Here is a 715-nt window from a genome sequence, read left to right as displayed (position 1 = left end):
TGGGGTAGGCGGCGCCTTCCCAGTAGGTCTGCAGGTTGTTGTCGTTGGCGTTGGCGGCGACGTAGGTGTGGGTGTGGGAGGACTCGGTGATGGGTTTGCCGGTGGCCAGGTTGGTGCCGCCGGGGTTGCCCGGGTCGTCGGGGGCGCTGCCCCAGATTTCGAGCTCGGAGAGCTGGCCGGCGGGCCAGCCGGTGTTGGCGGTGATCTGCAGGCGGAGGTAGCGGGCGCTGGTGGGGGTGAAGGTGATGGTGGCGGTGGGGTTGAGGGTGTAGGTGGCGGACGGGACGAGGGTGGTCAGGCCGGTGGGGGTGGCGCCGGCTTGGACGGTGAGGGTTTGGGTGCGGCTGGGCCAGCCGGTGGGGAGTTTCAGTACGGCTTTGCTGAGGGTGGCGGTGGCGCCGAGGTCGATCTGGATCCATTGGGGGAAGGCGTTGTTGGCCGATTCCCAGTAGGTGTTCTGGTTGCCGTCGGTGACGTTGGCGGCGGTGTAGACGTCGGTGCTGCTGCTGGCGGTGGCGGTTTTGCCGGCGGCCAGGTTCGTATCGGCCAGGTTGGTATCGGCTGCGGCATAGGCGGGCGGCGCGATGAGGGTGGCGAGGAGGAGCGTAAGGGCGGCTAAGACTGCTCGCATGGGGGTGGCCCTTCGGGTCAGGCGGTTGGCCGAACCATAGGATGTCGCGCAGATTCCCGCAATATTTCGACGAGATTTCGCAAA

Annotated in this window: 1 protein-coding gene; it reads right to left on the bottom strand. The window is 67.1% G+C overall.

The window, feature by feature from the left end; genetic code table 11:
- Positions 1–631 (bottom strand): discoidin domain-containing protein (locus tag ABEA43_RS67840; protein ID WP_345581616.1); only part of this gene is annotated, 631 nt, incomplete at its 3' end.
- Positions 632–715 lie beyond the last annotated feature (84 nt).

This window comes from Nonomuraea rosea (assembly GCF_039539705.1).
GTDB lineage: Bacteria > Actinomycetota > Actinomycetes > Streptosporangiales > Streptosporangiaceae > Nonomuraea > Nonomuraea rosea.
This window is presented reverse-complemented; position numbering and strand designations above follow the sequence as displayed.